This is a genomic window from Pseudomonas sp. TMW22080 (genome assembly GCF_022496745.1).
Classification (GTDB): Bacteria; Pseudomonadota; Gammaproteobacteria; order Pseudomonadales; family Pseudomonadaceae; genus Aquipseudomonas; species Aquipseudomonas bubulae.
Genome location: NZ_SCFF01000005.1, coordinates 66240 through 89402 on the forward strand (window position 1 = coordinate 66240; position 23163 = coordinate 89402).

The following is a 23163-nucleotide window of genomic DNA, read 5'->3' on the forward strand; positions in this document are numbered from 1 at the left end:
TTCTTTTTCTTATTGGGTGTTTGTGCTTATTTGGCGCGTAACCGATTCTCGCCTGGTTTGAGTCGCTGGCTTGATTATCCTGTTTCGCGCCTGTCAGCAGCCTGTCCGGTTGGTCAGATCATTGAGTGTGCAGTGATATAAGATTGGTGGATTAGTTTCTGTTACGTCATGTTTGCAGGATCCATTTCCCCGTTATGACTGTTATTGAATCTGCTGGTTTAAACTCGATCTACCCCCCGCAGCTTGATCTCGGGGCACCGTTGACTCCAGAGCAACTGCTCAACTCCGTGCACAGCACCATGGCGCGCCATCAGGGCGGGCCGGTCTGGTTATTTGCTTATGGTTCATTGATCTGGCGCCCTGAGTGCACGGCGGTCGAGCGCGTGCGTGGGCGGGTGCATGGCTACCATCGCGGGCTGTATCTGTGGTCTCACGAGCATCGCGGCACACCGCAGTGGCCAGGTCTGGTTTTTGGTCTGGATCGAGGGGGGTCGTGCAGTGGCTTTGCCTATCGCTTGCCGGAAGAAAACCTGGACGCCTCACTGCATGCCTTGTGGCTTCGCGAAATGCCGGTGCCCTCGTATCGCCCGCACTGGCTGACGTGCAGACTGGACGATGGCAGTCAGGTGCAGGCCCTGGGCTTTGTGCTGGAGCGGCATTTACCCAGCTATGCGGGCAACCTGCCGGATGACGTGTTGAGCCAGGTGTTGGCCAACGCCAGCGGGCGCTACGGCACTACTCGCGATTATGTCGAGCAGACCGTAAGTGCCCTGCGCAGCCACGCCATGCCAGATCGAAACCTGGAGGCGCGGCTCAAGCGCTGCGTACCGATTGCGCCTTAAGCGGGAGCGGTTACCGCACGTTCTTCGCTGGCCTGGTTCTTGTGGCGCAGCGTCGGGATCATGAATGCGATGGCCAGCAGGCACGCGCTGATCAGCAGCACAAAGCCGCCATCCCAACCGAAGTGGTCAACCAGATAGCCCATGGCCGCACTGGCCGCCACCGAGCCACCCAGGTAGCCGAACAGCCCTGTAAAGCCTGCGGCAGTACCTGCGGCTTTCTTCGGTGCCAGTTCCAGTGCCTGCAAACCGATCAGCATTACCGGCCCGTAAATCAGGAAGCCGATTGAAAACAGCGCGATCATGTCCACGGTCGGGTTGCCTGGCGGGTTAAGCCAGTAAACCAGGGTTGCGACGGTCACCAGCGACATAAAGACAATGCCGGTCAGCCCGCGATTGCCGCGGAAAATCTTGTCTGACATCCAGCCGCACAGCAGCGTGCCCGGAATTCCCGCCCACTCGTAGAAGAAGTAAGCCCACGACGTGGTGTCCACCGTGAAGTGCTTGGCTTCCTTCAGATAGGTCGGCGCCCAGTCCAGCACGCCGTAGCGCAGCAGGTAGACGAACACGTTGGCCAGGGCGATATACCAGAGCATTTTGTTACGCAGCACGTATTTGACGAAGATCTCTTTGGCGCTGAATTCGTCTTCATGGCTGGCGTCGTAACCCGCCGGGTAATCATTCTTGTACTGCTCGATCGGCGGCAAACCAACGGACTGTGGGGTGTCGCGCATGGTGACAAACGCAAACAGCGCCACCAGCAGCGCCACCGTGGCAGGTACATAGAAGGCCGCGTGCCAGTCGTTGAACCAGGCCATACCCAGTAAAAACAGCGGGCCGATCAGACCACCGCCCACGTTGTGGGCCACGTTCCACACCGATACCACACCGCCGCGTTCCTTCTGCGACCACCAGTGCACCATGGTACGGCCACTGGGCGGCCAACCCATGCCCTGCGCCCAGCCGTTGATAAACAGCAAAATGAACATCATGGTCACACTGGACGTTGCCCAAGGTGCGAAACCGAAAATGAACATCACTCCCGCTGAGATCATCAAGCCAAAGGGTAAAAAGAAGCGCGGGTTAGAGCGGTCGGACACCAGCCCCATGAGGAACTTGGATAAGCCGTAGGCAATGGCAATCGCTGACATTGCGACACCCAGTTGACCTCGGGTGTAGCCCTCATCGATCAAGTAGGGCATGGCCAGAGAGAAGTTTTTGCGCAGCAGGTAGTAACCCGCATAGCCAAAAAAGATACCGGCAAAGATTTGCCAGCGCAGTCGTCGGTAAGTGCTGTCTATTTTTTCTTCAGGCAGAGGCGCCTGGTGTACGGCAGGTCGGAAAAAAGCAAACATTCAAGAGCTCCAAATTTCTTGTTATATCGGCGGTGCCGAACGTTACATTTTCGTTACTGAAAATGACAGGCCTTGCCCTTTAGAGCTGAAGGAAAAATCCCACATGCGATTTTCGCTTATGAACATGTCGCCTGGGTATAAAACCCCATACAGGCTGGCTTCGCTGCTCGGGTCTATCTGAAAACTATCCACAGGCTCGGCGAATACAGCGGCAACAAATGTTTTCGTAGGGTTTAAATGCAAGTTCAATAGGAGCAATCCCACGCTGGAATCGGAGCTCCAGGACTGAGCTATTGGCCTGCACATCAATAGAATTTCCCCTTTGCAGCCCTATGGGGTGCGCCGCTGGGGAAGGCTATGAAGCTTGTGCTGGGGTTTGTGGCGTTTACTGCGTGGGCTGGCGAACCTGCGCCAGATATCAACAGTGTCACCTGCCTGAAGTTAAACCGGGAAATCAGGGGCTATATGCGTCGCGGGGTCGACCTGCCTCTGGCTGAGTTGACGCTGTTCAGGCAAACCCGCAACCGGTTGATTGAAGGGTTTGAGGACGGGCTGTATTCACGCGACCAGCTATCGACTGCCATGTACGAGCTATCGAGGGATGTGGAAAAGGTGGTCAAGACCTGCCGGCGCATAGGCAGTCGTCCATTTGTGGACATGTTGCCCGCGAGCGTTCAGAAACTGCTGATGGCAACCACAGGCACAAGTAAGTCACCCGCTGGCCGATAACGCTAGATAGGCCCTCAAGCAGCCCCGTATGCTTGCCTCCACACCGAATGAAGGAGCGAATTGTGAAAGCGTGGATCATGTTGATGCTGGCCCTGGCTTTGCCGATGGCGGCGGTCGGGGAAGAGGCGCAGGAAGGTGGCGACAAGGTCAGCTACATCAGTCTGAGCCCGCCATTTGTGGGTAACTACGGTCTGGATGGCAGTTCAAGGCTCAAGGTGTACAAGGCTGATATTTCCTTGCGCGTGACGGGTGCCGATGCAGCCAGGGCGGTCAAAGCCAATGACCCATTGATTCGTAATCAACTGGTGGGGTTGTTTACCCAGCAGACCAGCGAAACCCTGGGCAGTGTCGAGGCCAAGGAGAAGCTGCGCCAGGAAGCCTTGAAGCAGATCCGGCAGGTGATGAGCGATGAAACCGGCAAGCCGATGGTGGACGATCTGTTGTTCAACAATTTGATCGTTCAGTAAAGGCGCAGCTACGGGCTTGGCTTTTGTGTGGGAGCAGGCCTGCTCGCGATGCAAGCGCCTCGGTACTTCAGATACGTCGAGGTGAAGCTGTCGCGAGCAAGCCCGCTCCCACATAACCCGTGCCCGTGGTTACGACGCCAGACTCTTGCGAAACCGCGCCAGGGCAATGGCGAAGAACACCAGGCCGATGCCGGCCAGGGCCATCAAGTCCGGCCACACTACGTTCACCCCCGCACCGCGAAACAGTATCGCCGCGCTCAGGCTTACAAAGTGGGTCGACGGCGAGCACTGCATCACCCATTGCAACCACACAGGCATGCTGTCCAGCGGCGTACTGCCGCCCGAGAGCAAGAGCATCGGGATGATCACCGGGATGGCCAGCAAACCGAACTGCGGTGTTGAGCGGGCCAGGGTCGCAAGGAATATCCCCAGTGCGGTACTGGCAAACAGGTACAGCGCGGTAACCAGCAAAAACAGGGTCAGCGACCCCGACAGTGGCACGCCCAGCGCCCATTTCACGATGACTTCCAGCGACACCCAGGTGCACAGCACCACCACCAGCATGTTGCTCCAGATTTTTGCCAGCATGATTTCCAGCGCCGTCAGCGGCAGTACCAGCAAATGGTCGAGGGTGCCGTGTTCGCGCTCGCGCAGCAACGCGGTGCCCGTCAGCACAATGGCCAGGATGGTAATGTTGTTAACGATCTGTATCACCGCCAAAAACCATCCGCCTTCCAGATTGGCGTTGAACAATGCCCGGCTGGAGATCAAGGCCGGGGCTTTCGCCGCTGCGTCACCCTGGCCGGCATAGTTGAGCAGCTCACGCTGGAAAATCTGCCCGATATACCCTGCGCCCATAAAGGCCTGACTCATGGCGGTGGCATCGACGTTGACCTGCAGGCCGGGTTGGCGGCCTGCCAGCAAGTCGGCCTGGAAGTTGGCCGGTACATTGATCACAAAGGTGTATTGGCCGTTATCCATGGCCTGATCGAGCTGGTCATAAGGCAAGGCTTGTGGGGTTTTGAACTCCGGGGGCAGCAGCGACTCACTGAGCTTGCGTGACAGAGGGCTATGGTCTTCATCAATGATGGCAACGCTGGCGTTGTGCACGCCGATGATCGAGCTCGATGCTGGCATATAAATCGCCACGGTAAAGGCATAGAGCAAGAACATCAGCAGCACGCTGTCATGGCGCAGGCTGGTCAGTTCTTTAAGGCCAAGGCGCAGGATGTGCGAGAACTTGTGCATCAAACCTCCTGCTTCTTGAGCATGATCAGGCTCAACCCGGTAAACGCCACAAAAAAGCCGAACAATGCCAGGCATTGCGGCCACAGTTGGCGCAGGTCGAGCGCTTTGGTGAAGGTGCCTACTGCGATATCAAGGAAATGCCCGGCCGGGAACAGCATGCCCATTACCGCCGAGGCTCCTTCGAGTGAGGAGCGCGGCACCAGCAACCCGGAAAACTGAATGGTCGGCAGGCTGGTGATGATCATGGTGCCCAGGATCGCGGCGATCTGGGTGCGGGTGAAGGCGGAAATCAGCAGGCCCATGCTGGTGGTCGACAGTACATACAGCAGCCCGCCCAGCGCCAGGGTCAAGCCGCTGCCCTTGAACGGTACGCCAAACAGCCAGCGGTTCATGGCCACCAGCAGCGCCAGGTTGACCAGGCTCACCGCCAGATAAGGCGCCTGTTTGCCCAGCAGGAATTCAAGGCGTGTCAGGGGTGTGGCGTAGAAGTTGGTGATGGAGCCCAGCTCTTTTTCTCGCACAATGCCCAGCGCGGTCAGCATGGCCGGGATAAACGCCAGGATTAGCGCCATCACGCCGGGGCCGATGGCATTGACGCTGATCACATCCTGGTTGTAGCGGAAACGGGTTTCCAGTTTGACTGAGGCTTGCCGGTTTTGTGCCTGGCTACTCAATGTGGCCAATTGTTCCAGGTTGGCCTGATGCACGGCCTGCACATAACTGCGGCTGGTTTCGGCGCGAAATGGCATGCCGCCATCAAGCCATGCGGCAACCGTAGGCTGGCGCCCGGCATACAAATCCCGGCCAAACCCCGGGGGGATTTCCAGGGCAATTTTTATTTCCGAGCGTTGCAGGCGTTTGTGCAACTCATCTGCACTGCGGATCGGCGTGTGTTCTTCGAAATACCGCGAGCCACGGAATGCCTCAAGATAGGCACGGCTTTGCGGGCTCTGATCCTGGTCGTAGACGGCGAAGGCGAGGTTTTCCACGTCCAGCGAAATGCCGTAGCCAAAAATCACCATCATGAACAGCGCGCCCAGCAAGGCAAAGGCCATGCGCACCTTGTCGCGCAGCAACTCTTTGGATTCGCGACTGGCCACGGCAATCAGCCGGGTCAGGCTGAAACCCCTTTTGCTGACCGGTGGCGGCGAATTGACCGCAGGCGTGGCGACAGGCTCGGGAGAAGAGGCCGCGCTGGCGTCCTGGTCGTTCTGGGCCTGTTCCAGGCAGGTGACAAACGCCGCTTCCAGCGTATCGCCGTGGAACTGGTGTTGTAGCGCATCGGGCGTGTCGCAGGCCAGCACCTTGCCGGCGTGCATCAACGAGATACGGTCGCAGCGCTGGGCTTCGTTCATAAAGTGTGTGGACAGGAAGATGGTCACCCCTTGCTCGCGGGACAACTCGATCAGCAAGCGCCAGAAATCATCGCGGGCGGCCGGGTCCACGCCGGAAGTGGGCTCATCGAGGATCAACACTTCCGGGCGATGCAGCACAGCCACCGCCAGAGACAGGCGCTGGCGCAAACCCAGGGGCAACTCGCCGGACTGTTGTGTGGCCACGTCGCCGAGATCGAAACGCTCGATCAATTCTTCGATACGCGGCTCGCTTTCGGCCTTGGGCAAGTCAAACAGTTGTGCGTGCAGCACCAGGTTTTGGCGCACGCTCAACTCGCCGTACAGCGAGAAGCTTTGCGACATGAAACCCACGCGCTTGCGGGTGGCCAGATCCTTGGCGTTCACCGGGTTGCCCAGCAATTTGGCGCTGCCTTCGGTGGCCGGCATCAACCCGGTGAGGACCTTCATGGTGGTGGTTTTGCCGCAACCGTTAGAGCCCAAAAAGCCAAAAATTTCGCCCCGGCCAATGGCAAAGCTGACGTTGTTCACTGCGGTGAAATCGCCGAATTTCAGGGTCAGGTCGTGGGCTTCAATGGCGATATCACTGTTGTCGCTGGTGCGCGGTGGAATCACCAGTGGCTCGCTGCTGTGGCCGCTGTCACCCTGATAGTGGGTGAAGGCCTCGTCGAGCTTGCCGGTTGTGGTGACTGCCGCCAGTTCCTGGCTCAGACCGGTGGCAATCAACTTGCCGCGATCAAGCATCAGGCAGTGTTCGAACTGCTCGGCCTCTTCCATGTAGGCCGTCGCCACCAGCAGCGTCAGTTGCGGGCGCTGGCGGCGCACATCTTCCACCAGCTCCCAGAAGCGTCGGCGTGACAGCGGGTCGACACCTGTGGTGGGCTCGTCGAGGATCAGCAGGTCGGGCTCGTGAATCAATGCGCAGCACAGCCCAAGTTTTTGTTTCATGCCGCCCGAGAGCTTGCCCGCCGGGCGCTCGGCAAAACGCTCAAGGTCGGTGGCCTTGAGCAGTTCGGCCATGCGTTGCTCGCAGTCGTCTTTCGACAGGCCAAACAGGGTGCCGAAAAAGCGGATGTTTTCGCTGATCGACAGTTCCGGGTAAAGGTTGCCACCCAGGCCCTGGGGCATAAACGCGATCAGCGGGTACAGGGTGTTGCGATGCCGGCGGTTATCAATCGGGCCGCCGAGCACCTCAAGGGTGCCCTCCTGGAGCTTCTTGACCCCGGCAATCAGCCCCAGCAGGCTCGACTTGCCCGCACCATCAGGGCCGATCAACCCGCAGCGCGTGCCTTTGGGCAGGCTGAACGTGATGTCCAGCAGCGCCTGCTGGCTGCCGTACCTGTGGCTGATGCCACTGGCGTTTAGCGCCAGATCATTCATTGCAGATTAGCCGGCCATGGTACATCGGCGGTTCGCACATAACCGGCACCCGGCATGCCCGGTTTGGCCTGGGGCACGGCACCCGGGTCGGTGAGGCGCAGCTTTACCCGGAATACCAGTTTTTGTCGCTCGTCGCGGGTTTCAACTTCTTTGGGGGTGAACTGGGATTTGGCTGCGACAAAAGTGATTTTGGCCGGCAGCGCCCGGTCTGGCAGGGCGTCGAGCACGATGCGTGCCTCAGAACCCACAGTCAATTTGCCGACCACCGAAGCGGGCATGTACAGGTTCATGTACTGGTCGCCGGGGTCGATCATCATAAATACCCGGCCGCCCGAGCCGAGGACTTCGCCAGGTTCGGCCAGGCGCAGCTGGATCACGCCGTTGATCGGTGCGCGCAGGCTGCTGTCGTCAATTTCGCTGGTCAGCTGTGCGACCTGAGCCTGGGATGAACCAATCGCGGCCTTGGCAGCCGCTACCTGGGCCTGGGCGGCGACTACTGCTGCGTTGCTGGTGTCGAATCGGGCTTGTTGCTGATCCAGTTGCTGACCGCTGGCAAAACCGCGCTGGGACAGTTGGCGAAAGCGCTTGAGTTCCTGGCTGGCCAGCAGTTTTTCGCTCTGGCGCAGTTGCACGTTGGCTTCGTTGGCGGCCAGGGTCTGGCGGGCGCGCAGCACTTCGGCTTCAGCTTGCGCACGACTGGCTTCCAGGGTGCGGGTGTCCATGCGGGCCAGCAGTTGGCCCTGGGTTACCCGGTCGCCTTCGTCAACCAGCACTTCAGCCAGACGCCCGGGGATTTTTGCTGCGATTTGCACTTCTGTGGCTTCGAGGCGGCCGTTGCCCATGCTGATGCCTTCGGGGAGGCGGTCGTGCTGGGATTTCCAATAACCGAACCCGCCTGCTGCGATCAGCAAGACAGCCAAAGGGATAACGAAATAATGGGAAATACGGTGATTGCTAGACATGCCGACATCCTGTGTCACAGAGCGCTCTAGTTTGACGGTTTCAAGCCGATTGCGACTTGATGCCAGTCAAAGGAAGTCCAGAGCGTAGACGCTAAAATCGGATGCTGCTTGTCAGGTGCAGAGCCGGAGTGTTGTAGGAGCGGGCTTGCTCGCGATGGGATCGCTGCGGATCACCTTATAAACCACACCGTCTGAATCGAGAGCAAGCCCGCTCCCACACCAAGCCCTCTCCCACAGCGATTCGCTTTACAGCAACCCCATCACCACAGCCCATTGCTCACCCGTTACGGGCATCACCGAGAGGCGGCTGCCTTTTTGCACCAGCGGCATTTCGGCCAGGGCGCTTTGCTGTTTGAGGTAGTCGAGTTTGATCACCCGGGGAAAGGTCTGCTCATGGGCGACCTGCAGTGCGCTCCACGGGTTTTTCTCGACGCTGGCCTTGGGGTCGAAGTAATGACTTTCAGGGTCCAGGGCCGTCGGGTCCGGATAAGCGGCCTGGACGATTCGGCCTACTCCGGCAATCCCTGGCTCGGGGCAACTGGAGTGGTAGAAAAAGAACAGGTCACCCACCGCCATGGCTCGCATGAAATTGCGCGCCTGATAGTTGCGCACACCGTCCCAGCGAGCTTCGCCGAGCTTTTGCAAATCCTTGATCGAAAATTCGTCAGGCTCGGATTTCATCAGCCAATAAGCCATCTTCTATACTCCAGAAACATGCTGTGATTATTTTGTCCGGCAACATTTTGCTAAACCGACAGTCGGTTGACGTCAGCGTTTGCTTGCGTGTGCGTGTTGCCGCAAAATGCCCGCCTTTTAAGCTTGACGCTGCTGCACGGCCTATAACAAAAACCGTTGCTGTCATCGTGTTGATTTGCCTGAAGGAGGGCAATCGATGAAACGCAAACCGGATTTACTGTGGATGCTGGTTATTTTGTTCGGTTTGGGTGTGGTTACAACAGGCTACGCGCAAAGTCTCTGGTCAAACTCGACAGACGCGCCGATTGAGCTGGCGCAACAGCAAGTACAACCCTTCAAACGCTAAAAACTGATTCCTGGGCATCGCTTTGTCAGTGATGCCTTGATTGTCAGTGGGCGACGTACCACTGTCTGTCCGAGACCGTGCCCTGCAAAGGGACATCCCAACTGGCTTGGTCCAGGCACGCCACTTTCTGACATTCGTGGGCCAGCCCCAACAGTGTCGGCTTGCGCCAGCTTTGGCGTCTTGCCTGATAGGCCAGGCTGCGGTCATAAAAACCGCCGCCCATGCCCAGCCGTCCCCCCGTCGCATCAAACCCCACCAGTGGTAGCAGCACCAGGTCCAGCGCCCAGACCTTGCGTTGGCGTGCGCGGTTGATACGGGGTTCAAGAATGCGGAAACGGTTGGGGATCAGCTTTTCGCCGGGGGCGACCCGCTGAAAGACCATTTTAGTTTTCGGCCAGGCACTGAGAACCGGCAGGTAGGTGATTTTGCCCCGACGCTGAGCTTCGCGCAGCAGCAGGCGCGGATCGATTTCACCGTCAGTGGGCAGGTACAGCGAAATGTGTTTGGCGCGGCGAAACAGCGGGTGTTGCGCCAGTTGCCGGTACAGGCCACGGGCTGCCTGGCGTTGCTCGCAGGGCGACAGGTCGCGGCGGGCTTTGCGCAGGATTCGGCGAAGTTGCGGGCGGGAAGGCGGCGCAGGTTCGTTCATATGGCGTGCTGTTCAGGATCGAGACACCGGGTGGTGGCTCGTGCAAGCCAATGCCAGCAGTTGGCTGGCATTGCGCTAGGAAATCAGGCTCCCCGACGTACCGCTGTCGGCTTGGCCCTTGAACCCGAAAGTTCAAGGTGGAAGTTGCAGTAGACCTTAAGGCTTTCCGTCTAGCGGACATGCACACCGGCCCAACGTGCAAGCTCCAGGGTAGTGCGAATCGGCTCAGGGACATCGCTAACTGGCGAATACTCCAGGGAGTGGCGCGAGTATACCCCAAAGTAACGATTTGAATCAGCTTTGGCGTTCGTTCGGATCAGTGGCCAGCACCAGATCAACGCGATCGAGCAGGTCGCGTACCTGTTCTCGGGTAGTGCTGCTGGTCTGAACTTCGGCGACTTCCTGCTTGTGCAGCAGATCATGGGTAATATTCAGCGCAGCCATTACGGCGATACGGTCGGCGCCAATGACTTTGCCGCTGCTGCGAATTTCGCGCATTTTGCCGTCCAGGTAGCGGGCGGCGCTCACCAGGTTGCTGCGTTCTTCCTGGGGGCACATGATCGAATACTCTTTATCGAGGATGTGCACGGTGACGCTACTGCTTGAACTCATGAGTCTTGCTCCAGGGCTTTGAGGCGCGAAATCATCGATTCCACCTTGTTTCTGGCGATTTCGTTTTTTTCAATGAGGTGCGCGCGTTCCTCGCGCCAAGTCTTTTCCTGAGCAGTTAAGAGTGCGTTTTGACGGTTAAGTTGCTCGACTCGGCTAATCAGCAACTCGAGTCTAGCCATCAGTGCATGCAGGTCGGTGTCTTCCATTGTGTCCTACTGTGTATTTTCTGATGGGCGGTGACTGTCAAACGAGTTGACGCCTCGATGGTCTGGCACGGCTGCCGATGCTAGGATACAAGCCCTCCATTCTAGACATAGCGCCGCTTGGCGCCTAGCTGACCATGCCTATTCAGAATTCCCCGTATCAAGCCTTTGTAACCCTGCTGACCGCCAACGGCCACTCCGTCTCGCCTGCCGAACTGCATGGCCACCTGCTGGGTCGCAGCTGTGCCGGTGCCGGTTTCGATGCCGACGCCTGGCTGGTCGAAGCTGCCGAACTGTTGGCTGGTGAGCCACAAGACAACGTACGCAATGCCTTGATCGGATTGCAAGAGATGGTCAAGGGCGAGCTGACCAGTGACGACATGACCGTCGTGCTGTTGCTGCCGACCGACGACGCACCATTGACCGAGCGCGCTGCTGCCCTGGGCCAGTGGTGCCAGGGTTTCCTGTCCGGTTTCGGTCTGACCCGCCGCGCCTATTCGCTGAGCGATGAAGCCAACGAAGTGCTGCGCGACCTGGCCGCCATCGCTCAGGTGCAAGATGCCCTGGAAGAGTCTGAAGACGGCGAAAGCGACTATATGGAAGTGATGGAATACCTGCGCGTCGCGCCGCTGTTGCTGTTCACCGAAACCAAAAAAACTGCTGACGCCGCGCCAGCCAAGCCTTCGCTGCACTGATTGATCGACAAGAGGGAAACCGTCTGCCCATGATCCATATCCCGAAATCGGAATACGCACGTCGCCGCAAGGCACTCATGGCGCAGATGGAGCCCAACAGCATTGCGATCCTGCCCGCTGCGGCGGTGGCCATTCGCAATCGCGATGTCGAACATGTTTACCGCCAGGACAGCAATTTCCAGTACCTGAGCGGCTTTCCCGAGCCTGCGGCCGTGATCGTCCTGATTCCGGGCCGGGCACATGGCGAGTACGTGCTGTTTTGTCGCGAGCGCAACGCCGAGCGTGAATTGTGGGACGGCCTGCGGGCCGGGCAGGAAGGCGCAATTCGCGACTTCGCTGCTGACGACGCGTTCCCGATTACCGATATCGACGACATCCTGCCGGGCCTGATCGAAGGCCGCAGCCGGGTGTATTCGGCGATGGGCGGCAATCCCGAATTCGATCGCAATCTGATGGAGTGGATCAACGCGATTCGCTCCAAGGCCAGCCTCGGCGCCCAGCCGCCCAACGAATTCGTTGCTCTGGATCATCTGCTGCATGACATGCGCCTGTATAAATCGGCGGCAGAGCTCAAGGTCATGCGCCATGCGGCGCAAATTTCGGCTCGCGCCCATGTGCGTGCAATGCAGGCCAGCCGCGCCGGTTTGCATGAGTACAGCCTGGAGGCAGAGCTGGATTACGAATTTCGTAAAAGTGGGGCAAAAATGCCAGCCTATGGCTCGATCGTCGCCTCTGGCGATAACAGCTGCATCCTGCATTACCAGGAGAATGATGCACTGCTCAAAAGCGGCGATCTGGTGTTGATTGATGCTGGCTGCGAGATCGACTGCTACGCCAGCGATATAAGCCGTACGTTCCCGGTCAACGGCCGTTTTTCAGCGGAACAGAAAGCGATCTACGAGCTGGTTCTGGCTGCACAAGAGGCGGCATTTACCGAAATTGCCCCTGATAAACACTGGAATCAGGCCCATGAAGCCACAGTCCGGGTAATTACCGCCGGGCTGGTGGAGTTGGGGCTATTGCAGGGTGACGTTGACGAATTGATCGCCAGCGAGGCCTACAAGCCGTTTTACATGCACCGTGCTGGCCACTGGCTTGGGCTCGATGTGCATGACGTGGGTGAATACAAGGTCGAGGGTGAGTGGCGCGTGCTGGAGGCGGGCATGACCCTGACCGTCGAGCCGGGTATCTATATCAGCCCCGGCAACCTCGATGTCGCGAAAAAATGGCGCGGCATCGGCGTGCGAATCGAGGACGACGTAGTGGTCACCAAACATGGCTGTGAAAGCCTTACGGGCGACGTGCCAAAAACTGTCGCCGAGATCGAAGCGTTGATGGCAGGCGCGGCATGAGCCGCGTCAATCTGGCCATCATCGGTGGCGGTCTGGTGGGGGCGAGCCTGGCGCTGGCGTTGCAGGCCGGGGCCAGGGCCCGTGGCTGGAAAATCGTATTGATCGAGCCGTTCGCCCCCGGCAACGCCTATCAGCCAAGCTACGATGCCCGCTCTTCGGCGCTCAGCTATGGTGCCCGGCTGATCTATGAACACTTGGGCCTGTGGCAGGCTATTGCTGAACGCGGTGAGCCGATCAAGGATATTCATGTATCCGATCGCGGGCGCTTCTCGACGGCTCGCTTGTCGTCCAGTGAAGAAGGCGTTCCGGCGCTGGGGTATGTGGTCGAAAACGCCTGGCTGGGCCAGTGCCTGTGGAAAAGCCTGGACCCGGACGTGATCAGCTGGCGTTGCCCGGCTGAAGTTATCCACATGCAACCGCTGGATGATGGCTATCGCCTGACCCTCAACGACGAAACCACGCTGGACTGCGATCTCGCCGTCCTGGCTGATGGCGGGCGTTCGGGCTTGCGCGAGAAACTGGGCATCCATGTGCGTCAGCAGCCCTACAACCAGAGCGCGCTGATAGCCAATATCACGCCGAGCCAGCCCCATGCTGGCATGGCGTTCGAACGTTTTACAGAAGAAGGCCCGATGGCTCTGCTGCCATTGCCTGACAACCGCTGCGCGCTGGTGTGGACGCGTTTGGGGATGGACGCGCAGCGTCTGGCAGCCCTGGATGAGCGCAGCTTTCTCAGCGAGTTGCAGGGCGTATTTGGCTATCGTCTGGGCACCCTCAAACGAGTGGGCGCGCGGCACCTGTATCCTTTGACGCTGATTGAAGCGCAGGAGCAGGTACGTCCTCATCTGGCGGTGCTGGGCAATGCGGCCCACAGCCTGCACCCGATTGCCGGACAGGGTTTCAACCTGTCCCTGCGCGATGCCCGGGCGCTGGCCGATGCCTTGTTGGGCAGTGACAAGCAACCCGGGGATTTCGCCACCCTGCTGAGTTATCAACAGGCGCAGCAACTCGACCAGCAACTGACCATCGGCTTCTCCGACAAGGTGACGCGGGTGTTTGGCAGTGAGCAGCCACTGGTGTCCTTTGGTCGCAACCTGGGCCTTCTAGGCCTTGACCTGTTGCCACCGGCCAAGCGCTGGTTTGCCCGTCAGGCAATGGGCCTGGGCACCCGCGCAGACAGTTGATGACGACCGGGGCGAGCTTGCCCCGTGTCGATCCATTTTTTCAGGTGCGGCGTACGCCGCTAGCGAGACAGGCTTAAAGCATGGAAATGCGCGCAGATCTGCTGATTGTTGGGGCCGGAATGGTCGGAAGCGCACTGGCGCTGGCGCTCAAGGACAGCGGGCTGAAAATCCTGCTGCTCGACGGTGGCCCGCTGAGCGTCAAGCCGTTTGCCAGCGAAGCGCCGTTCGAGCCTCGGGTCAGTGCCCTGTCGGCGGCCAGCCAGCGCATTTTGCAGCGTCTGGGCGCCTGGGACGGCATCATCCACCGCCGTGCCAGCCCGTACTCACATATGCACGTGTGGGATGGCAGCGGCACCGGGCAGATCCACTTTTCGGCAGCCAGCGTGCATGCGGACGTGCTGGGCCATATCGTCGAGAACCGTGTGGTGCAGGACGCACTGCTGGAGTGCCTGCAGGGCAGTTGTATTGAAATGCTGGCCAATGCACGCCTGGAGCAGATGCGCCGTTCCGGCGACGACTGGCTGCTGACCCTGGCCGATGGCCGCACCTTGCGGGCGCCGCTGGTGATTGCCGCTGATGGCGCCAACTCGGCCGTACGTCGCCTCACCGGCTGTGAAACCCGTGAGTGGGATTACCAGCACCACGCTATCGTCACCAGCGTACGGTGTGCAGAACCGCACCAGCAGACCGCCTGGCAGCGTTTTACCGACCAGGGGCCGCTGGCATTCTTGCCGCTCGAGCGTGACGGTCAGCAGGACTGGTGCTCGATTGTCTGGTCGACCACCCCCGAACAAGCCCAATACCTGATGACGCTGGATGACGCAGCGTTCAGTCGTGAGCTGGAGTTGGCTTTTGAAGGTCGTCTTGGCAGTGTACTGAGTGCCGATCCACGGGTATGCGTGCCACTGCGCCAGCGCCATGCCAAACGCTATGTCGCCGAAGGCCTGGCGTTGATCGGTGATGCGGCGCACACCATCCACCCGCTGGCCGGGCAGGGCGTGAACCTGGGCTTCCTGGATGCAGCGGTGCTGGCCGATGTGCTGATGCACGCGGTGGACCGTGGCGAACGTTTGGCGGATGTGCGTGTGCTGAGCCGTTTCGAGCTGCGGCGCATGCCCCACAACCTGGCGCTGATGGCGGCGATGGAGGGCTTTGAACGCTTGTTCCAGGCCGACTCCCTGACCGCCCGCCTGTTGCGCAACACCGGTTTGAAATGGGTGGATAAAATGCCCGAGGCCAAGGCCTTGTTTGTGCGTCAGGCACTGGGCCTGAGTGGCGACCTGCCGCCGTTGGCCAGGCCGTAACATCTGGTAACTCCTCCGGGGCGAGTTAGGTTGAGATGGCAAATGTGATTCACTACCATTTACGCCCGATTCGCATTAAGAGAGACCGCCCCTCATGTTGGCACGCAAGCGTCTACTGACTGCCCTGGCCCTGACCGTTTTTGCGAGCGGTGTTTCTGCTGCCGATGAGGTGGTGGTTTACTCCTCGCGTATCGACGAACTGATCAAACCGGTATTTGATGCCTACACCGCGAAAACCGGGGTCAAGGTCAAGTTCATCACCGACAAGGAAGCGCCGCTGATGCAGCGCATCAAGGCCGAGGGGCAAAACGCCACCGCCGATCTGTTGCTAACCGTGGATGCCGGTAACCTTTGGCAAGCTGAGCAAATGGGCATCCTGCAACCGTTCACCTCCGAGGTGATCGACAAAAATATCCCGCCGCAATATCGCTCTTCTTCTCACGAGTGGACTGGTCTGAGCCTGCGCGCACGGACTATCGCCTATTCGACGGACCGGGTTAAACCAGAAGAACTGTCGACCTATGAGGCTTTGGCCGACAAGAACTGGGAAGGTCGCTTGTGTCTGCGCACTGCCAAGAAGGTTTACAACCAGTCGCTGACCGCCACCATGATCGAAGTGAATGGCGCCGAGAAAACCGAAGAAATCCTCAAGGGCTGGGTCAACAACCTGTCCACAGACGTGTTCTCGGATGACATCGCCGTGCTTGAAGCCATCAACGCCGGGCAATGTGACGTGGGCATCGTCAACACTTACTACTACGGTCGCCTGCACAAGCAGAAGCCCGATCTGGCGGTGAAGCTGTTCTGGCCCAACCAGGCGGATCGTGGCGTTCACGTCAACTTGTCGGGTATTGGCCTGACCAAGTACGCGCCGCATCCTGAAGCGGCCAAGGCATTGGTGGAGTGGATGACCACCCCTGAAGCCCAATCGATTTTCGCTGGCGTAAACCAGGAATTTCCGGCCAACCCAAGCGTTCCACCTTCGGCGGAAGTGGCGAGCTGGGGTAGCTTCAAGGCCGATGCACTGCCGGTTGAAGTGGCAGGCAAGCGCCAGGCTGAAGCGATCCGCATGATGGACCGTGCTGGCTGGAACTGATCAAAATCTGAAGTAATACCTGTGGGAGCGGGCTTGCTCGCGATAGCATCGCCGGGGTTTCATTGGAAACTGCGGTGTTTGCATCGCGAGCAAGCCCGCTCCCACATTTGTTTTCACGTCGTCCCATCCACCTCCGAGAGTTTTTCGTGGCCCATCCTGCCCAACGTCGCTGGTACCCGCTGGTTTTTGTCATTGCTGCCCTGGTGCTGCTGCCGCTGAGCGTGTTGCTGCTGTCCTGGCAAAGCATTGATGCCCAGATCTGGAGCCACTTGTGGGACACGCAGATGCCGCGCCTGCTGGGCAACACCCTTACACTGATCGTCGGTGTGGGCATCGGCGTCACGCTGTTGGGCGTAAGCCTGGCCTGGTTGACCAGCCTCTGTGAGTTCCCTGGCAGGCGCTGGCTGGACTGGGCGTTGATGCTGCCGTTTGCGATTCCCGCCTATGTGCTGGCGTTTGTGTTTGTGGGCTTGCTGGACTTCGCCGGGCCCATACAGACCCTGCTGCGCGAGTGGTTCGGCATGGGCTTGCGGCTGCCTCGGGTGCGCTCAACCGGGGGGGTGATCACCGTGCTGATTCTGGTGTTCTACCCCTATGTCTACCTGCTGGCGCGCACGGCGTTTCTGGCCCAGGGCAAAGGCCTGATGGAAGCGGCACGGGTGCTGGGGCAAAGCCCGTGGCAGGCATTCTGGCGCGTGGCATTGCCGATGGCGCGCCCGGCAATTGGTGCCGGCGTAGCGCTGGCCTTGATGGAAACCCTGGCTGATTTCGGTGCTGTGTCGGTGTTCAACTTCGACACCTTCACCACGGCTATTTACAAGACCTGGTACGGTTTTTTCAGTCTGTCGACGGCAGCACAACTGGCCAGTTTGCTGTTGCTGGTGGTCATGCTGGTGCTCTACGGCGAGCGCCGCGCCAGGGGGGCCAGCCGTGCCAGCAACGAGCGACCACGGGTCACTGCCCTTTACCACCTGAGCGGGCCCAAGGCATGGCTGGCCAGTGGCTGGTGTCTGCTGGTGTTTGCCTGTGCATTCGTGATCCCGATGTTGCAACTGGTGGTGTGGTTCTGGCAGCGCGGGCGCTTTGATCTGGACGAGCGTTATGTCGGTTTGATCGTGCATACCCTGTATCTGGGGGCAATGGCGGCGCTGATTACCGTCAGCGTGGCGCTGGTGCTGGCCTTTGCCCGACGCCAGGCGCCAACCCCGGCTATCCGTGCCGGGGTCAGCCTGGCGAACCTGGGCTATGCCTTGCCGGGTTCGGTGCTGGCGGTGTCGATCATGCTGGCGTTCAGTTATCTGGACCGCGAACTGGTGATCCCTGTTTCGGGGTGGCTGGGCGGTGCGGGCAAACCGTTGCTGCTGGGCAGCCTGTCGGCCCTGTTGCTGGCGTATCTGGTGCGATTTATTGCCGTGGCCTATGGGCCGCTGGAAAACAGCCTAGCGCGGATTCGTCCGTCTTTGCCCGAAGCCGCCCGCAGTTTGGGCGTCAGTGGCCCGCGACTGTTTTTCAAGGTGTATCTGCCATTACTGCTGCCGGGCACCTTGAGCGCTGCGCTGCTGGTGTTTGTTGATGTGCTCAAGGAGATGCCGGCGACCTTGCTGATGCGCCCGTTTGGCTGGGATACGCTGGCCGTACGCATCTTCGAGATGACCAGCGAGGGTGAGTGGGCGCGGGCTTCGCTGCCGGCCTTGACCCTGGTACTGGTCGGTTTGTTACCGGTCATCGGTTTGATTCGACGCTCGGCCCATCGCATCGGTTAGGTGTCAGTCCTCCTGCATGCGGCTACAATGCGCGGCATTCGGTGCGGTCTGTCTGTCAGGCCAGGTTTCTGCGTGATGTAAAAAAGCCGCTTGTTTGGCTTGAAATGCTCCGCAGCCTGTCCGCACCTTCGCCAAGCCCGGAAGGAGAAACCCATGGGACAGCGTACGCCTCTGTATGACCTGCATCTCGCCCTAGGCGCGAAGATGGTCGATTTTGGCGGTTGGGATATGCCTTTGCATTACGGCTCGCAGGTTGAGGAGCACCATGAGGTGCGCCGCGACTGTGGGGTTTTTGATGTCTCGCATATGACCGTGATCGACATCACCGGGCTTCAGGCCAAGCAATGGTTGCAGTATTTGCTGGCCAACGATGTCGAACGACTGAACACCCCCGGTCGCGCCTTGTACAGCGCCATGCTCAACGAGCAGGGCGGCGTGGTCGACGACATGATCGTCTACCTGATGCCTGGCGGTTATCGGCTGATCGTCAACGCCGCCACCCGCGATCAGGATCTGGCCTGGATGCAGGCTCAGCTTAAGGGCTATGACGTGCAACTGCAGGAGCGTCCAGAGTTGGCCCTGCTGGCCATTCAGGGGCCACAGGCGCGACATAAGGTCGCCGAACTGGTGAGCCAGGCCCGTGCCCAACTGATCCAGCAGCTCAAGCCCTTTGAAGGGCAGAGCTGTGGCGACTGGTTTATTGCCCGCACCGGCTACACCGGCGAAGACGGCCTTGAAATCGTGCTCCCGGCCGATCAGGCCCCGGCTTTTTTCAACGATCTGGTCGGCGCCGGTATTTCACCGATCGGCCTTGGCGCCCGCGACACCTTGCGTCTGGAAGCCGGCATGAACCTCTACGGTCAGGATATCCACCTGTCGGTGTCCCCCCTTTGCGCCAATATGGCCTGGACCATTGCCTGGGAGCCTGCTTCACGCAAGTTCGTGGGGCGCGAAGCGCTGGAGGCCGAAAAGGCCGGTGGCGTGCAGCTCAAACTGGTGGGTTTGGTGCTTGAAGAGCGGGGTGTTTTGCGCGCCCATCAGGTGGTTCGCATCGCCAATGTTGGCGAAGGAGAGATCACCAGTGGTAGTTTCTCTCCCACGCTAAGCAAATCGATCGCTCTGGCGCGAGTTCCGATGGCAACGGCTGACCGTGCCGAGGTTGAGATTCGTGGCAAGTGGTACCCGGTTCGCGTAGTCAAACCGACTTTTGTTCGTCTTGGCAAAGCCTTGATCTAACGTTTACTGGCGGGCGTGCACAGAGTGCATGCCGCTGACATTTATACTTGAGGACACTGAATATGAGCCTGATCCCTGCCGAGTTGCGCTTTGCTGAAAGTCACGAGTGGGCCCGTCTGGAAGCAGATGGCACGGTAACCGTAGGCATCAGCGATCACGCTCAGGAAGCCTTGGGGGATGTGGTGTTTGTTGAGCTGGCTGAAGTTGGCAAAGTGTTCGCTGCTGGCGATACCGCGGGTGTTGTGGAGTCGGTAAAAGCCGCTTCCGACATCTACTCGCCGGTGTCGGGCGAAGTGATTGCCGTCAATGAAGCGCTGGCTGACAGCCCTGAGTCGCTGAACAGCGAGCCGTACACCAGCTGGATTTTCAAGCTCAAGCCAAGCAACACCGCCGAGCTGGAAAAACTGCTGGACGCTGCCGGCTACAAGGCTGCCATCGGCGAGTAACGAGCAAAAGATTCTCAACTGTGGGAGCGAGCCTGCTCGCGAACAATCTTCGCGAGCAGGCTCGCTCCCACAGGGAGGTCAGGCGTTATGCAGAACTGCTTTCACCGCTGCCACCGAACGCTCTACATCGGCCTTGGTCATCGCCGTAAACATCGGCAATGATACGATCAGGCGCCCGACACGTTCGGCCACCGGGAACATCCCTTCTTTAAAGCCCTGCGCGCGGTACAGGCTGAGCAAGTGAATTGGCGGGTAGTGGTAACCGATGCCCACGCCCAATGCCTGCATTTCTTTCATAAAGGTCGCCCGCGCCGGTTGACCATCCTTGCGCTCAGGCAGCACGAGCTGGAACAGATGCCAGTTGGTGTTGTTGAAATCCGCCACCGGCAGTTGCGCGCCGTATTCCGCTTCAAAATCCGACCCGAAGCACTCAAAGTAATGCTTGGCCAGCGCCCGACGATGGGCGGTGATGGTTTCGATATGGGCGAACTGGCCCAGACCAATCGCAGCCGCAATGTCGGTCATATTGAACTTGCCACCCAGCACGTCGACATCCAGGCCGTCGAAACCGGTACGGGTAACGCCTTGCAGGCGGTATTTTTCGGCCAGCCGCGCTTCTTCTTCATTGTTCAGTACCAGGCAACCACCTTCGGATGAGGTGATGTTCTTGTTGGCCTGAAAACTGAAAGAAACGAAATCGCCGCGTGCGCCAATGCGCTCACCTTGCCAGCTGGAGCCCAGGGCCTGGGCCGCATCTTCAACCACGCGCAGGTTATGCTTTTTGGCAATTGCGTAGAGCGCGTCCATGTCCACTGGCAGGCCCGACAGGTACACCGGAATGATGGCCTTGGTGCGCGGGGTAATGGCTGCTTCGAGCTTGTTAAGATCGATATTGCGGGTTACCGGGTCGATATCGGCAAACACCGGCGTGGCACCGACTTCGATAATCACATTGGCAGTAGCGACCCATGAAATAGGCGTGGTGATGACTTCATCGCCGGCTCCGATTCCGGCAATGCGCAGAGCGATTTCCATGGTGCAAGTGCCGGAGTTGAAAGTGCGCACCGGGCGCCCGCCAAAATACTCGGACAATTGTGCTTCGAATGCCTGCACCTTGGGCCCGCTGGTGATCCAGCCCGAGCGCAACACGTCGCCCACGGCAGCAATGGTGGCTTCATCAATGGTGGGTTTGGAAAACGGCAGGAAAGGCAGCGAGCTCATAGAGGCATGACGTCCGATGTGAGTGAATTTGAGTAACCAAAGAGCAACAGCATAGCGCTCAAGATCATACCCGCAGGATCACTCACAGCTGGTGAAAATTCTGTATGGCGGCTGAATGAGCAAGGGCCGTATTGCGTAGCAGCTGCTTTCGGCAGCTGCTACAGGAAAACTGCAACTGTGGGAGCGAGCCTGCTCGCGAAGGTCGTTCGCGAGCAGGTTCGCTCCCACAATAAGGCTTGACCTGCAACAGAGAATCCACAGATGGAGGTGTTTACTCAGCCGTGGCGTTTTTAACCAGAATCGCGTTAGCCAGGTCCATATCGCTGACTTTCAGGTTCGGGTTATCGGCGCGCACTTGTTGCATGGCCGACTCCAGGTACGGGCCACGAATTGATCCGTTACTGGCGACAAAACTGCCGGCGTCATCTTGAGCTGCGATGACTTTGCGGTCTTTTTTGAAGGTCAGGTAAGTGGACCCGGTGGTTGCGCCGGAAGACAGCACATTACGCCAGAAGCTGTCGGCCATGGCCGAACCAACAGGCAGGGACAGCAAGGCGATAGCGGCAACAGCATATTTGAGACGCATGACGGTGACTCCGGATAGATTAGCTATAGTATTTGATTGCCAATAGTGCGCAGGAGTTCCGTAACCTTACGGCACAATTTCTACGCTCAACACGGCTCCGTTTTGTTCGGTTACGCGTACCGATGTTCCCACCGGAGCGTCAGGCCCTACTGCCATCCATACGCTGTCCCCTACCTTGATTTTGCCCCGCCCTTCGACAATCGCCTGTTGCACGATAAAAGTACGACCGATCAGCTCATGACCGCGGCGGTTGAGGTTCGGCTGGTCGCCACTCTCCCCAGTGCCACGTTGGCGCCGCCACCAGAATACCGCCGTGAGGATCGCCAGCACGCCAAACAGCGGCAATTGCAGTGTCAAGGGCAGCTCCGGGGCCAGGAACGTCAAGCCGCCCACAATCAGGGCAGCAAGGCCCACCCACAGCAGATAACCACCGGAGCCGAATACCTCCAGAATCAGCAGTACCGTGCCAAGAGCCAGCCAGTCCCAGAAGTTCAGGTCTTGCAGAAACTCCCACATGTATCAGGCCTTCCTGGTATCAAAGGTGGCTTTGACGATTTCGCTGATGCCTCCCACGGCGCCGATCACCTGGCTGGCTTCCAGCGGCATGAGGATGACCTTGCTGTTGTTGGCAGAAGCCAGTTTGCCCAGCGCATCGATATATTTTTGTGCAACAAAATAGTTGATCGCCTGCACGTTGCCTGAGGCAATGGCTTCCGACACCACTTGTGTGGCGCGGGCTTCGGCTTCGGCCTGGCGTTCGCGGGCTTCGGCTTCGAGGAACGCTGCCTGGCGGCCCCCTTCGGCTTCGAGGATCTGTGCCTGTTTTTTGCCTTCGGCGGTGAGGATTGCTGCGGCCCTTAGCCCTTCAGCTTCAAGAATTTGCGCACGCTTGATACGTTCGGCTTTCATTTGCCCGGACATGGCGGCCATCAGGTCGGCCGGCGGGCTGATGTCCTTGATCTCGATACGGGTGATTTTGATGCCCCACGGTGCCGTTGCTTCATCAACGGTGCGCAACAGTTTTTCGTTGATGCCGTCACGCTGGCTGAGCATGGCATCCAGCTCCATGGAACCCAGCACGGTGCGGATGTTGGTTTGCAGCAGGTTGCGAATGGCATGCTCGAGGTTGTTGACCTCATAGGCGGCTTGCGCCGTGTTGACCACCTGGAAGAAACACACGGCATCGATTTGTACCGTGGCGTTATCGGCGGTAATCACTTCTTGTGGGGGGATATCCAGCACGCTTTCCATGACGTTGATCTTGCGTCCGATACGATCCATCACCGGGATGATGATGTTCAGGCCCGGCTTGAGGGTATTGGTGTATCGCCCGAAGCGTTCCACCGTCCATTGATAACCTTGCGGCACCACCTTGAAGCCCATAAAGAGCACGGCAATGGCCAGGGCGACAAATAACAGGATCACAGTACCCACTTGCATAA

The 23163-nt window shown here is 59.0% G+C and carries 24 protein-coding genes and 1 other RNA gene; 12 read left to right on the top strand and 13 right to left on the bottom strand.

Going from position 1 to position 23163, the window contains the following annotated elements; translation table 11 throughout:
* Window positions 1–194 precede the first annotated feature (194 nt).
* Window positions 195–842, top strand: coding sequence for a gamma-glutamylcyclotransferase (locus tag EQV96_RS17340; RefSeq protein ID WP_095000704.1), 648 nt, complete (start codon window positions 195–197; stop codon window positions 840–842).
* Here the strand turns inward: EQV96_RS17340 and glpT are convergent.
* The gene (gene glpT / locus EQV96_RS17345) at window positions 839–2194 is read right to left on the bottom strand and encodes a glycerol-3-phosphate transporter (RefSeq protein WP_095017794.1); all 1356 of its coding nucleotides are present in this window, start codon (window positions 2192–2194) and stop codon (window positions 839–841) included. The two genes, EQV96_RS17340 and glpT, sit on opposite strands and share 4 nt — an antisense overlap.
* A 357-nt stretch (window positions 2195–2551) precedes the next feature.
* Between glpT and EQV96_RS17350 the strand changes: the two genes are divergently transcribed.
* Together EQV96_RS17350 and EQV96_RS17355 are read left to right on the top strand one after the other, a co-directional pair.
* Window positions 2552–2923 (top strand): hypothetical protein, encoded by a 372-nt coding sequence (locus EQV96_RS17350; protein WP_240882209.1) that lies wholly within the window; start codon window positions 2552–2554, stop codon window positions 2921–2923.
* A 62-nt stretch (window positions 2924–2985) separates the two neighbouring features.
* Window positions 2986–3390, top strand: coding sequence for a flagellar basal body-associated protein FliL (locus EQV96_RS17355; RefSeq protein ID WP_095000707.1), 405 nt, complete (start codon window positions 2986–2988; stop codon window positions 3388–3390).
* A gap of 129 nt (window positions 3391–3519) precedes the next feature.
* On the opposite strand, the gene EQV96_RS17360 is transcribed toward EQV96_RS17355, so the two are convergent.
* The 4 genes from EQV96_RS17360 to EQV96_RS17375 all read right to left on the bottom strand — a co-directional run bounded on the left by EQV96_RS17360 (window position 3520) and on the right by EQV96_RS17375 (window position 9028).
* The gene (locus tag EQV96_RS17360; RefSeq protein WP_095017793.1) at window positions 3520–4638 is read right to left on the bottom strand and encodes an ABC transporter permease; all 1119 of its coding nucleotides are present in this window, start codon (window positions 4636–4638) and stop codon (window positions 3520–3522) included.
* Entirely contained in the window at window positions 4638–7370 is a 2733-nt protein-coding gene (gene rbbA / locus EQV96_RS17365) for a ribosome-associated ATPase/putative transporter RbbA (RefSeq protein ID WP_095025177.1), read from the bottom strand. The genes EQV96_RS17360 and rbbA overlap by 1 nt, the downstream gene beginning before the upstream one ends.
* A complete protein-coding gene (locus EQV96_RS17370; protein WP_095000710.1) occupies window positions 7367–8332 on the bottom strand; it encodes an HlyD family efflux transporter periplasmic adaptor subunit in 966 nt (321 codons plus the stop codon). Before EQV96_RS17370 ends, rbbA begins: the two co-directional genes overlap by 4 nt.
* Window positions 8333–8578: 246 nt before the next feature.
* The gene (locus EQV96_RS17375; protein WP_095000711.1) at window positions 8579–9028 is read right to left on the bottom strand and encodes an EVE domain-containing protein; all 450 of its coding nucleotides are present in this window, start codon (window positions 9026–9028) and stop codon (window positions 8579–8581) included.
* Window positions 9029–9224: 196 nt separating this feature from the next.
* Between EQV96_RS17375 and EQV96_RS17380 the strand changes: the two genes are divergently transcribed.
* On the top strand, window positions 9225–9374 hold the full coding sequence (locus EQV96_RS17380; RefSeq protein WP_095000712.1) for a hypothetical protein: 150 nt from the start codon (window positions 9225–9227) through the stop codon (window positions 9372–9374).
* Window positions 9375–9417: 43 nt separating this feature from the next.
* Here EQV96_RS17380 and EQV96_RS17385 read toward each other — a convergent pair whose 3' ends face one another.
* The 4 genes from EQV96_RS17385 to EQV96_RS17400 all read right to left on the bottom strand — a co-directional run bounded on the left by EQV96_RS17385 (window position 9418) and on the right by EQV96_RS17400 (window position 10841).
* Complete coding sequence (locus EQV96_RS17385; RefSeq protein ID WP_095017791.1) at window positions 9418–10023, bottom strand: 5-formyltetrahydrofolate cyclo-ligase; 606 nt, start codon at window positions 10021–10023, stop codon at window positions 9418–9420.
* Window positions 10024–10108: 85 nt separating this feature from the next.
* Window positions 10109–10286, bottom strand: a non-coding RNA gene (gene ssrS, locus EQV96_RS17390) — 6S RNA.
* A 31-nt stretch (window positions 10287–10317) separates the two neighbouring features.
* The gene (locus tag EQV96_RS17395) at window positions 10318–10635 is read right to left on the bottom strand and encodes a cell division protein ZapA (RefSeq protein ID WP_095000714.1); all 318 of its coding nucleotides are present in this window, start codon (window positions 10633–10635) and stop codon (window positions 10318–10320) included.
* On the bottom strand, window positions 10632–10841 hold the full coding sequence (locus tag EQV96_RS17400; RefSeq protein WP_095000715.1) for a TIGR02449 family protein: 210 nt from the start codon (window positions 10839–10841) through the stop codon (window positions 10632–10634). The genes EQV96_RS17395 and EQV96_RS17400 overlap by 4 nt, the downstream gene beginning before the upstream one ends.
* A gap of 134 nt (window positions 10842–10975) precedes the next feature.
* On the opposite strand from EQV96_RS17400, the gene EQV96_RS17405 reads away from it, so the two are divergent.
* From EQV96_RS17405 to gcvH, 8 genes are all read left to right on the top strand, one after another.
* Window positions 10976–11533, top strand: coding sequence for a YecA family protein (locus EQV96_RS17405; RefSeq protein WP_095017790.1), 558 nt, complete (start codon window positions 10976–10978; stop codon window positions 11531–11533).
* Between the two features lie 29 nt (window positions 11534–11562).
* A complete protein-coding gene (gene pepP / locus EQV96_RS17410) occupies window positions 11563–12885 on the top strand; it encodes a Xaa-Pro aminopeptidase (protein WP_240882210.1) in 1323 nt (440 codons plus the stop codon).
* Window positions 12882–14069: a 2-octaprenyl-6-methoxyphenyl hydroxylase gene (ubiH, locus tag EQV96_RS17415; RefSeq protein WP_095000718.1), complete on the top strand. Its 1188-nt coding sequence runs from the start codon at window positions 12882–12884 to the stop codon at window positions 14067–14069. The genes pepP and ubiH overlap by 4 nt, the downstream gene beginning before the upstream one ends.
* Before the next feature lie 86 nt (window positions 14070–14155).
* Window positions 14156–15373 carry a 2-octaprenyl-3-methyl-6-methoxy-1,4-benzoquinol hydroxylase gene (locus tag EQV96_RS17420; protein ID WP_240882271.1) on the top strand — a complete coding sequence of 406 codons (1218 nt, stop codon included), beginning with the start codon at window positions 14156–14158 and terminating at the stop codon, window positions 15371–15373.
* Between the two features lie 94 nt (window positions 15374–15467).
* Window positions 15468–16469: an extracellular solute-binding protein gene (locus EQV96_RS17425; RefSeq protein ID WP_095000720.1), complete on the top strand. Its 1002-nt coding sequence runs from the start codon at window positions 15468–15470 to the stop codon at window positions 16467–16469.
* Between the two features lie 146 nt (window positions 16470–16615).
* Window positions 16616–18232, top strand: a complete 1617-nt coding sequence (locus EQV96_RS17430; protein WP_095000721.1) for an iron ABC transporter permease — start codon at window positions 16616–16618, stop codon at window positions 18230–18232.
* Between the two features lie 153 nt (window positions 18233–18385).
* Window positions 18386–19468, top strand: coding sequence for a glycine cleavage system aminomethyltransferase GcvT (gene gcvT, locus EQV96_RS17435; protein WP_095000722.1), 1083 nt, complete (start codon window positions 18386–18388; stop codon window positions 19466–19468).
* Window positions 19469–19530: 62 nt separating this feature from the next.
* Window positions 19531–19914 (top strand): glycine cleavage system protein GcvH, encoded by a 384-nt coding sequence (gene gcvH / locus EQV96_RS17440; protein WP_095000723.1) that lies wholly within the window; start codon window positions 19531–19533, stop codon window positions 19912–19914.
* Between the two features lie 78 nt (window positions 19915–19992).
* Here gcvH and EQV96_RS17445 read toward each other — a convergent pair whose 3' ends face one another.
* The 4 genes from EQV96_RS17445 to EQV96_RS17460 all read right to left on the bottom strand — a co-directional run bounded on the left by EQV96_RS17445 (window position 19993) and on the right by EQV96_RS17460 (window position 23161).
* The gene (locus tag EQV96_RS17445) at window positions 19993–21135 is read right to left on the bottom strand and encodes a DegT/DnrJ/EryC1/StrS aminotransferase family protein (protein WP_095000724.1); all 1143 of its coding nucleotides are present in this window, start codon (window positions 21133–21135) and stop codon (window positions 19993–19995) included.
* Between the two features lie 271 nt (window positions 21136–21406).
* Window positions 21407–21721 carry a DUF2388 domain-containing protein gene (locus tag EQV96_RS17450; RefSeq protein WP_095000725.1) on the bottom strand — a complete coding sequence of 105 codons (315 nt, stop codon included), beginning with the start codon at window positions 21719–21721 and terminating at the stop codon, window positions 21407–21409.
* Window positions 21722–21787: 66 nt separating this feature from the next.
* Window positions 21788–22237: an NfeD family protein gene (locus tag EQV96_RS17455; RefSeq protein ID WP_240882211.1), complete on the bottom strand. Its 450-nt coding sequence runs from the start codon at window positions 22235–22237 to the stop codon at window positions 21788–21790.
* A 3-nt stretch (window positions 22238–22240) separates the two neighbouring features.
* Complete coding sequence (locus EQV96_RS17460) at window positions 22241–23161, bottom strand: SPFH domain-containing protein (RefSeq protein WP_095000727.1); 921 nt, start codon at window positions 23159–23161, stop codon at window positions 22241–22243.
* Between the last annotated feature and the right edge of the window lie 2 nt (window positions 23162–23163).

Excerpts from the sequence above, each read along its gene's own strand:
- EQV96_RS17340 (WP_095000704.1), top strand. The coding sequence starts at position 195 with ATGACTGTTATTGAATCTGCTGGTTTAAACTCGATCTACCCCCCGCAG.
- glpT (WP_095017794.1), bottom strand. The coding sequence starts at position 2,194 with ATGTTTGCTTTTTTCCGACCTGCCGTACACCAGGCGCCTCTGCCTGAA.
- EQV96_RS17350 (WP_240882209.1), top strand. The coding sequence starts at position 2,552 with ATGAAGCTTGTGCTGGGGTTTGTGGCGTTTACTGCGTGGGCTGGCGAA.
- EQV96_RS17360 (WP_095017793.1), bottom strand. The coding sequence starts at position 4,638 with ATGCACAAGTTCTCGCACATCCTGCGCCTTGGCCTTAAAGAACTGACC.
- rbbA (WP_095025177.1), bottom strand. The coding sequence starts at position 7,370 with ATGAATGATCTGGCGCTAAACGCCAGTGGCATCAGCCACAGGTACGGC.
- EQV96_RS17370 (WP_095000710.1), bottom strand. The coding sequence starts at position 8,332 with ATGTCTAGCAATCACCGTATTTCCCATTATTTCGTTATCCCTTTGGCT.
- EQV96_RS17375 (WP_095000711.1), bottom strand. The coding sequence starts at position 9,028 with ATGGCTTATTGGCTGATGAAATCCGAGCCTGACGAATTTTCGATCAAG.
- EQV96_RS17380 (WP_095000712.1), top strand. The coding sequence starts at position 9,225 with ATGAAACGCAAACCGGATTTACTGTGGATGCTGGTTATTTTGTTCGGT.
- EQV96_RS17385 (WP_095017791.1), bottom strand. The coding sequence starts at position 10,023 with ATGAACGAACCTGCGCCGCCTTCCCGCCCGCAACTTCGCCGAATCCTG.
- EQV96_RS17395 (WP_095000714.1), bottom strand. The coding sequence starts at position 10,635 with ATGAGTTCAAGCAGTAGCGTCACCGTGCACATCCTCGATAAAGAGTAT.
- EQV96_RS17400 (WP_095000715.1), bottom strand. The coding sequence starts at position 10,841 with ATGGAAGACACCGACCTGCATGCACTGATGGCTAGACTCGAGTTGCTG.
- EQV96_RS17405 (WP_095017790.1), top strand. The coding sequence starts at position 10,976 with ATGCCTATTCAGAATTCCCCGTATCAAGCCTTTGTAACCCTGCTGACC.
- pepP (WP_240882210.1), top strand. The coding sequence starts at position 11,563 with ATGATCCATATCCCGAAATCGGAATACGCACGTCGCCGCAAGGCACTC.
- ubiH (WP_095000718.1), top strand. The coding sequence starts at position 12,882 with ATGAGCCGCGTCAATCTGGCCATCATCGGTGGCGGTCTGGTGGGGGCG.
- EQV96_RS17420 (WP_240882271.1), top strand. The coding sequence starts at position 14,156 with ATGCGCGCAGATCTGCTGATTGTTGGGGCCGGAATGGTCGGAAGCGCA.
- EQV96_RS17425 (WP_095000720.1), top strand. The coding sequence starts at position 15,468 with ATGTTGGCACGCAAGCGTCTACTGACTGCCCTGGCCCTGACCGTTTTT.
- gcvT (WP_095000722.1), top strand. The coding sequence starts at position 18,386 with ATGGGACAGCGTACGCCTCTGTATGACCTGCATCTCGCCCTAGGCGCG.
- gcvH (WP_095000723.1), top strand. The coding sequence starts at position 19,531 with ATGAGCCTGATCCCTGCCGAGTTGCGCTTTGCTGAAAGTCACGAGTGG.
- EQV96_RS17445 (WP_095000724.1), bottom strand. The coding sequence starts at position 21,135 with ATGAGCTCGCTGCCTTTCCTGCCGTTTTCCAAACCCACCATTGATGAA.
- EQV96_RS17450 (WP_095000725.1), bottom strand. The coding sequence starts at position 21,721 with ATGCGTCTCAAATATGCTGTTGCCGCTATCGCCTTGCTGTCCCTGCCT.
- EQV96_RS17455 (WP_240882211.1), bottom strand. The coding sequence starts at position 22,237 with ATGTGGGAGTTTCTGCAAGACCTGAACTTCTGGGACTGGCTGGCTCTT.
- EQV96_RS17460 (WP_095000727.1), bottom strand. The coding sequence starts at position 23,161 with ATGCAAGTGGGTACTGTGATCCTGTTATTTGTCGCCCTGGCCATTGCC.